We start from the raw sequence: 8,431 nt of genomic DNA, 5'->3' as shown, positions 1-8,431 counted from the left end.
ATAGAGTATCTTGTTATTCCCCGACATGCCGGAGATTATCGCATTCCTTCCATTGCCATGGCTTATTTTGATCCCGGTACCGGAAATTTCCGTACAATGCAAACTCAGCCACTGACGTTGAATGTGGCCAAAGGGGAAGGGGATACTACAACTGGCGTCAGAGCAACCCGTCCCAAACAGGATGTTAATATAATCGGCAGCGACATAAGATATATCCAAACCAAAAATTTTGATTACAGAAAGAAAGGAGAATATTTGTTCGGTTCCTCGAAATTCTATGCAGTTTATGCAGGAGGCATTGCTGTCTTTTTTGTTGTCTTTTTTGTTAGAAGGAGGAAGATTAAAGAGAGTGCCGATGTGGCCATGATGAAAAACAGGAAAGCCAATAAGTATGCCCGCCGTCGGCTGAAAGTAGCCTTAAAATATCTGAAAGCCGGAGAAGAGGACAAGTTTTACGAAGAGACCCTTAGGGCATTGTGGGGCTACCTGAGTGATAAGCTTGGTATTTCATTGGCCGAACTCTCCAGGGATAAAGCAAAAGAAATACTGTTGCAGAAGCATATTCCGGAAAATTTAACAGATCAGTTTATTGAGCTTATAGATAATTGTGAGTTCGCACGCTATGCTCCTTCAAGAGGTGTAGAACAAATGGATGAATTATACAATCATTCCATTTCAATAATCAGCCGGTTACAACAAAAACTCAAATAACAGGATTTTTGAAAAGATAGGTTGAATCACTATGAAGAAGATATTACCGATTTTATCGTTGATTGTTTGTATTACTGCAGGAGTGGAAGCTCAGAAACCTGCGACCCTGGTGGATTCAGCAAATAAACTTTATTCGGAGGGACAATACGGGGAAGCCATAAATGCCTATAAACAGGTGTTGGATCAGGGCTATGAATCCCCGGGGATCTATTATAATCTGGGTAATGCTTACTATAAGACCAATCAGTTGGCACCCGCTATATTGAATTATGAAAGGGCCCGGGTGCGAGATCCTGGCAACGAAGATATACAGCATAATCTGGAAATGGCAAGGTCGCAGATAACCGATAGAATTGAAAATATACCCGATTTTTTTATCACCCGGTGGATCAATCAGTGGATCAATCTTTTTCCTTCCGATATATGGGCAATCATCAGTATGGTGGCATTTATTGTATTTTTGGCGCTGTTTTCCGTTTATCTCTACAGTATGAGAATGGGACTGAAGAAATCAGGTTTTTGGATTGGTCTGCTGGCTTTGGCCATTGCAATAGCCTCTTTTGTATTTGCTTCCCAGCAGAAGCAGGAAGTGGTAAATCATGACCAGGCCATCGTGTTTGCTCCAAAAGTAACCGTGAAGAGCTCTCCGGCGGAGAGTGGTACGGATTTGTTTGTATTACACGAAGGCACAAAGGTATTAATTGAGGATAACATGGGGGAATGGCACAAGATCAGGCTTTCCGACGGGAGTGAGGGCTGGCTTAGGAAAATCAGTGTTGAGCCCATTTAATGCAAAATATGTATGAGCGAATTACTCACCAATCAAATCAGCAGACTGAGAAATATTTACAGAAAAAGCATCGCCTCCATCCTGGCCATTACACTGGTAATGTTTGTGCTTAAATATATCGCTCCGGGAAGCATAGAATTGTCCGAAAGATATGCATTGATGGCCAAATCTGTGGTTATCCTGCTTTTTCTGCTGGCCGTTCCTTTCGGGGTATCCCACCTGAGACAAAGAATAAAGAGAATTCCTGCTTCCGTTCCTCTGAGTGAGCGGATATCTTCCTATATGGGTTATTTCAGAATGAAAGCCGTTATCTTTTTGGTACTTTCAATACTAACCCTTCTTGTTTTCTTCTTTTCGGGCGATCCGATGATCCTGATACTTCTGGTAGCAGTGCTGGTGTTTTTTTATTTTGAAAGGCCCAACCGACTGAAAATTCAGGAAGATCTCAGAATAGATGAGGATTCCGATTGATTTTCTAATGGTCTTATAACTGAATGATAACCAGTCGCCAATTGTAATTGCTCCCGGTTTGAAAAGATTTGTAATTTTTTCTCCAAAAAGATATTGGCATTGTGAGAGGAAAAATCCTATCTTTATATGCTCTATTTCAAAATTTAATATTTTAATTCTATGGAAAAAAAGAAATTACAGGGCAGGTCTGTTTTGGGAATTGTATTGGTGCTGATAGGCATAGCAATGATAGCCAGAAGCCTCAATATATTTTCCGTTGAATTTGCCGACGATTTATTCAGTTGGCCAATGATCCTGGTTGTCTTGGGAATCATTTTTTTAAGCAGTAAGTCAAATAATACAACAGGATGGATACTGTTGATTATTGGTGCGATCTTTTTGCTGCCGAGGATTACCGGTTTGCCTTATACTTTCAGGGAAGTTTTTTGGCCGGTGGTATTTATTGGCATCGGGCTGCTGATTTTGTTTAAATCGCTTGGAAGTTTCAGAAGGCGAGGGACTCCGGAAACCTCAGGTTCCAGTATGGATTTTATTGATGAGGTGGCTATATTGGGTGGTAATGAGCGTAAGATCAATTCCAAATCGTTTAAAGGTGGGCAAATTACCTCCATCCTGGGAGGATCCCAAATTTACCTGTTGGATGCCCGGCTTGCACCCGGCGAAAACGTTATTGAGCTTTTTACCCTTTTTGGGGGATCCACATTGATTGTACCCAACCATTGGAATGTGAAGGTAGAGGTGACTTCCATATTCGGAGGTTTTTCTGATAAGCGTTCTTTGGTGGAAAGCCGGGAAAAAGAGGATGAAGGCCTGTTGATCATTAAGGGGATTGCTTTATTTGGTGGGGGAGAACTTAAGAATATATGATTACCGGGCGAGTTTTGCCAAAAAAGCAAGAATTTGACCGGTGAGGTACTAAAAAACTCATTCGCTTCCTTTAAGCCTGGCTATTTCTTTTTGTAATTGGGTTATTCGCTGAATGATCTGGCTGCTGGGGATTCCCGGTTCGGGCAATTCAGGACTGATGTAATGCCGGAATCGCCATATTTCCTTGATTTCCTCAGCCGGGATCTCATAGGATGTATAGGCAGGATTGAGTGAATGCACTATGAGTTTTCTCTCTTGCTTCAGCCGGTTTTCCACGATTTTGAATACGACGCCTTCATTCAGTGTAAGGATGATGCATGCTTCTCCGTTATTTATGGATAGCCAATCCTGTATGAATTCTCCCGTTACCCATGAACCATCGGGTATCGGAAGCATAGACTCACCGCTTATTTGAAATGTCCTGAATTTCTTTTCTTTGGGTAAGAAAGGCAGTTGAAAGGTAGGCAGCTTACGGATGAACTCCGGATCGGCAAATCCCCTTTGGTAACCGGCTTTTGCCCTTTCGTTAACCAGCTCGATGTTTTCGTTATTGTCTTGGTCTACTGTTGTAGCCAGTACCCTTAGACTGCTCCCCTTCAGATATACATCATATCCCTTCTCCAGTTGAGTGAGTTGTTTTTCGGTTAGCCCGGACAAGTCCACCTTGATCAGGGTGTCCACTGCCACATTAAAATACTCTGAAAATGCGATTAAAGCCTCTATGCCGGGCTGTGCCACTTCGTTTTCATAACCACTTAGCGTGGATCGCTTTATGTTTAAAGCCCTGGCTACGTCATCCTGGGTTCTTTTTTTGCGTTTTCTCAGCAACCGGATGTTCTTACTAAAATTCATGATATTCAGTGTTTTGTGGTTTTATCCAATAAGGACTTTGATTTTTTTTAATATTTGATTAAATTATAGTCGAAATTTTGACTAAAAACTAATCAAAATTAAGGCAAATTATTTACAATCACAAATAAATAGGAGAAAAATGGAACGGAATATAGTGCATTTGGATCTGGATTCGTTTTTTGTGTCGGTAGAAAGGCTCAGAAACAGCAAACTGGCTGGTAAACCTGTGATTATTGGTGGGCTTTCCGACCGGGGGGTTGTGGCCAGTTGTAGCTACGAAGCCCGGCGGTTTGGTGTTCATTCCGCCATGCCTATGCGTATGGCCCGTCAGCTTTGCGGAGATGCGGTGATTGTTCGGGGAGATATGGATCTTTACAGCCGTTATTCGGACATGGTAACCGATATTATTCATGAAAATGCCCCCTTCTATGAGAAGGCTTCCATAGATGAACACTATATTGATCTGACTGGTATGGAACGGTTTTTTGGCACCTGGAAATGGGCCGGAAAGCTGAAGAAGGAGATTGTTAAACACACCGGTTTACCTGTTTCTTTTGGATTGTCCCGGAACAAGACCGTTTCGAAGATTGCAACAGGAGAGGCCAAGCCTGACGGAGCGTTGTATGTACCCGACTCCTTCATCAAGCCTTTCTTACACCCTCTTTCGATCAGGAAAATTCCGATGATAGGCAACAAAACGTATCATCTTCTCCGTTCGATGGGGATTAGCCGGATCAGAACATTGAGCGGGGTACCCGTTGAAATGCTGGAGCATGTGCTTGGAAAAAACGGCGTGATACTTTGGAAAAAAGCCAATGGAATTGATAACACGCCGGTGCAGCCTTATTCAGAAAGGCAGTCGGTTGGCACTGAACGCACGTTTGAAAAGGATACCACGGATATCCGGATGATGAATAGCTTGTTGGTCTCTATGTTGGAAAAGCTGGCTTTTCAACTGCGCCGGGAGAAAAAGCTGACTTCCTGTGTTACGGTTAAGATCAGATATTCTAACTATGATACCCACACCCTGCAAAAACGGATTGCTTATTCTGCTTTTGATCACGAGTTGATACCCACAGCCAGAGAGCTTTTCAGAAAATTGTACACCCGTCGTATGCAAATCCGCCTGCTGGGTGTGAAATTCAGCAGGCTTATCCGGGGCACACAACAGTTGAATCTGTTTGAAGATACCACAGAGGTGGTGAGCCTGTACCAAGCCATGGATATGATAAGGAAACGCTACGGGAACAGAGCCATTGGAAGAGCCTCCGGATATGGGGGGATATCCGGAGGAAGATTGTAAGGTAAGATTTATTTGAGGCAAGTTACTTTACTTTTAAGATCGGCTTAAAGACAAGGCCTACCAAATTTTAGAATTTAAATTGCAGCAAAACTTTGCTAAAAAAACAAAATTTTTAGAAGTGATAGCATTAGACCAGCATCTTCGCCGGCGAATTTTTCAGGGGATATATGTTGGTGTTGTGAAATTGAGAAAAAAATATTATCTTGGACAAGATGCTTACATATAAATGTACTAATTATGAATATTTTACAGCAATACTTAGAAGAAAGGCACAAGGAGAAGAAACGGGATGAGGATTTTGGACAACCCGGTCCTGTAGTTACTATATCCCGGGATTTCGGTTGCTCAGGTAAGTTTCTGGCCGATAAACTGAATCAGAAATTGAATCAGGAAAAAAAAGGCGATCAAAGTAAAGGCACGTGGCGGGTAGTAACTAAGGAGATCCTGGACGAATCTGCCAAAGAGCTTGAACTGCATCCTTCCCAGATTGAATATGTTTTTAAATATGAAAAAAGGAGCGCCATCGATGAGATACTTGGCTCCCTGTCCAGTAAATACTATAAAAGCGACCGGAAAATAAGAAACACCATAAAAAAGGTGATCTATACCATTGGCATGGAAGGAAACAGCGTTATCCTCGGACGATGTGGTGCCGTTATTACCAAAGATTTACCGAGATCCCTTCATGTAAGATTGATAGCGCCCATTGAATGGCGTACCGAAGTGATCCGGAAGCGTTTTAATCTAACTGAAAAAAAGGCTAGAGAGTATGTTCTTGATATCGACAAGAAACGGGCTGAGCTACGAAACAACCTGGCGGGGAAAGAGGTAGATGATACTTTTTTTGATTTGCTATTTAATACCAAAAGTTTTGAGTTCGATGAGATGGTGGATATCATTATAAAAGCTTTGGAAACCAAAGAGATCATATAAGCTAACTTTTTAATGGCCCGGGAACAACGAATTGTTTATTTTGGTTCCTCCATAATCCTTACCGCAGCTTTAGCCTGCAAACAAATTACTCATAACCTGATGATAGGTCTCGTTCTCAAAAATAAACAATTTAACTTTTTTTGAACCACATAGCATATATCAGGTTTTGTGGAAGTCCCTCAGTCCTTTCAAGGGAGATTGCTCAATTTTGTCAACAATGAGATCTTTTTCAGAAGCCTTGGTTTGTAAGATGTCTTTAAAAAACCAGGCAATGGATCCCGTGAACCTTATGGGTTTTTCTAAACAGGAGGGAGCATAATATGATCTGAGCATCTGAAGAAATTCTTCAAATGTTTGGCTTGTCATATCTTTTATATAAGGATGGTTTTGATGTTCAATAACGAAATGTGAATACTCTGATAAATGGATGTTGGGAAACTCGGCCATGTAAAGTTTCTGCAGCAGCCCTCCGGATTTGGCCCCATATTTTTCATTGAACTTTTGGGTCAGATCCCCGGGAAGGTGATGAAAAAAGTAGCTTTTGAGCAGTTTTTTCCCGAGGTGGTTCCCGCTTCCTTCATCTCCAAGAATGTATCCCAATGAAGGAATCTTATGCGTAATTTGCTGCCCGTCGAAGTAACCGGAGTTAGACCCGGTACCCAGAATGCAGGCAATTCCTTCCTCATTGTGAAATAATCCCCTTGCTGCACCCAGCAGATCTGTGTACACCGAGATTGTAGCGTTTGGGAAGATTTTTTGCAGCGTGTAACGGATCAATTCGTCATTCTTTTCACTTCCGCAGCCGGCCCCATAGAAATACACTGAACTGAATTGATCATGATGTTTTCGCAACAGACCTTGATTTCTGATTGCTTTTTCTATTATCACCGGAGTAACGAAGAAAGGATTCATTCCCCTGGTCTGGACGGTCTGTATGTTGGTGTCAGAAACAATACACCAGTCGGCTCTTGTAGAACCACTGTCGACTATGAGCTTCATTGTTTTTCTTTTTTAACATGTTTTAATACCAGTAAATTCATGGGATTGTTTCCCAGCCCCTTTATGTTGGTGCGGGTAAACCGTACCACCTGGTCGTAATACAACGGTACAATAGGAGCGTCTTCGATGATCATGCGATCCATCTGGCGATAATACCGCTGCCTTTTTTTTGCATCCATTGTGTTTAGCGCTTGCTCATACAAACTATCGTACTCCGGGTTTTCATAATGGGTATAGTTGGGTCCGCCGGGACTAAAATTTTCACTGTAGAACAGGGCCATATAATTTTCCGCATCAGGATAATCGGCTATCCAGGAGCCTCTGAAAAACAATAATTTTGAATTGGCTACCATATCCCTGAAGGTCGCGCCGGTGCTGACTTCTATATTGATCTTGATCCCGATTTCCGAGAGCTGATGCTGAATGAATTCGCATAAATCTCTGTAGTCATCGGTAGTGGTGAGTTTGATGGAGCTTAGCCCTTCTCCCTGCGGATGTCCTGCTTTTTTCAAAAGACTTCGGGCTTTATCCGGGTTGTAAGTGTATCCCTTTATGGAGTCTTTGGAGAAGGCGGGCAGTCCTTTGGGGATAAATCCGTTGTTGGCCGGTGTGCCGATATTGTTCCGAAGGTATTTCATCATTTTTGTTCTGTCAAAACCATAGTTGATGGCTTTTCTTACCAGTTTATCGGAAACGGGGCTGTTTTGTACCGTTTCCATGGAATCGTCCACCAGAAAACCCAGGTATTCAGTGTTCAGATAAGGCTGTGTGTACATTTTAATTTCCCCTTCATACTTGGGGTTTAATTGTCCCGTCCGGGTGAGCAGCTCATTTTTGTTAGCAGGACTAAGCCCCGACAAAAAGTCCAGTTCCCCTTTGATGAATTCTAAAAATTCCGATTGTTTGTCGCTGATGAAGGTTATAGAAACGGCATCGAGATAAGGCAGGCGTTTCCCTTGCTCATCTTTCTCAAAGTAATCGGAGTTTTTCAAGAATATCAGTTTTTCTCCTTCCTTCCACATTTTGAAACGAAAAGCTCCGGTCCCTATCGGATGCCTCCCGAATTCATCTCCGTAATGCTCAACGATCTCTTTCGGTACAACGGAGCAGTATTGCATGGTTAATAATCCGAGAAATGCAGGGAACGGTCTTTGCAGATGGATTTTAAGTGTGGAGTCGTTGATGGCCTGCGGGCCTTTTTCTTTGTCCAGATAGTTAAATATCCATGCACCCGGTGAGGCTGTTCCCGGATCGTATATCCTTTTAAGGCTGTATACAAAATCCGAAGCCTTTACCTGACGGCCCTCTCCGTTTGGAAAAAGCGGATGGTCATGAAAGTACACATCATTTCTCAGGTGAAAAGTATAGGTCTTTCCGTCGGCAGATATATCCCATTGTTTGGAAATGCAGGGACGAACATTCAGGGCGGTATCCATCTGTACCAGACCATTGAATAACTGATGTACCGGCCATATAAGTGTCTGGCTTTTTGCAAAGGCGGGATC

General features: G+C 42.5%; 9 protein-coding genes. 6 read left to right on the top strand and 3 right to left on the bottom strand.

All coding sequences use genetic code 11. The annotated features are described in order from the left end of the window. The 4 genes from KGY70_13245 to KGY70_13230 all read left to right on the top strand — a co-directional run. On the top strand, positions 1 to 711 hold a 711-nt coding region (locus KGY70_13245), incomplete at its 5' end, for a BatD family protein (protein MBS3776153.1). 109 nt (positions 712 to 820) lie between these two features. After that, positions 821 to 1,501 (top strand): tetratricopeptide repeat protein, encoded by a 681-nt coding sequence (locus KGY70_13240; protein MBS3776152.1) that lies wholly within the window; start codon positions 821 to 823, stop codon positions 1,499 to 1,501. 12 nt (positions 1,502 to 1,513) lie between these two features. Then, positions 1,514 to 1,972, top strand: a complete 459-nt coding sequence (locus tag KGY70_13235) for a hypothetical protein (protein MBS3776151.1) — start codon at positions 1,514 to 1,516, stop codon at positions 1,970 to 1,972. A gap of 159 nt (positions 1,973 to 2,131) precedes the next feature. Next, positions 2,132 to 2,839 (top strand): hypothetical protein, encoded by a 708-nt coding sequence (locus KGY70_13230; protein ID MBS3776150.1) that lies wholly within the window; start codon positions 2,132 to 2,134, stop codon positions 2,837 to 2,839. A 57-nt stretch (positions 2,840 to 2,896) separates the two neighbouring features. Here the strand turns inward: KGY70_13230 and KGY70_13225 are convergent, their stop codons facing one another. After that, on the bottom strand, positions 2,897 to 3,691 hold the full coding sequence (locus tag KGY70_13225; GenBank protein MBS3776149.1) for a LexA family transcriptional regulator: 795 nt from the start codon (positions 3,689 to 3,691) through the stop codon (positions 2,897 to 2,899). A 139-nt stretch (positions 3,692 to 3,830) separates the two neighbouring features. On the opposite strand from KGY70_13225, the gene dinB reads away from it, so the two are divergent. Both dinB and KGY70_13215 read left to right on the top strand, forming a co-directional pair. Beyond that, on the top strand, positions 3,831 to 4,994 hold the full coding sequence (gene dinB, locus KGY70_13220; protein ID MBS3776148.1) for a DNA polymerase IV: 1,164 nt from the start codon (positions 3,831 to 3,833) through the stop codon (positions 4,992 to 4,994). Positions 4,995 to 5,231: 237 nt separating this feature from the next. Further along, positions 5,232 to 5,927 (top strand): cytidylate kinase-like family protein, encoded by a 696-nt coding sequence (locus KGY70_13215; protein ID MBS3776147.1) that lies wholly within the window; start codon positions 5,232 to 5,234, stop codon positions 5,925 to 5,927. A gap of 159 nt (positions 5,928 to 6,086) precedes the next feature. Here the strand turns inward: KGY70_13215 and KGY70_13210 are convergent, their stop codons facing one another. Then, a complete protein-coding gene (locus KGY70_13210; protein ID MBS3776146.1) occupies positions 6,087 to 6,926 on the bottom strand; it encodes an ATPase in 840 nt (279 codons plus the stop codon). Further along, the coding region (locus KGY70_13205; protein ID MBS3776145.1) for an ABC transporter substrate-binding protein at positions 6,923 to 8,431 on the bottom strand (1,509 nt) is incomplete at its 5' end. The genes KGY70_13210 and KGY70_13205, both read right to left, overlap by 4 nt.

This window comes from Bacteroidales bacterium (assembly GCA_018334875.1).
Taxonomy (GTDB): Bacteria; Bacteroidota; Bacteroidia; order Bacteroidales; family UBA12077; genus JAGXLC01.
The sequence above is the reverse complement of the archived record's forward strand: the minus strand, read 5'-3'. Positions and strand labels throughout refer to the sequence as shown.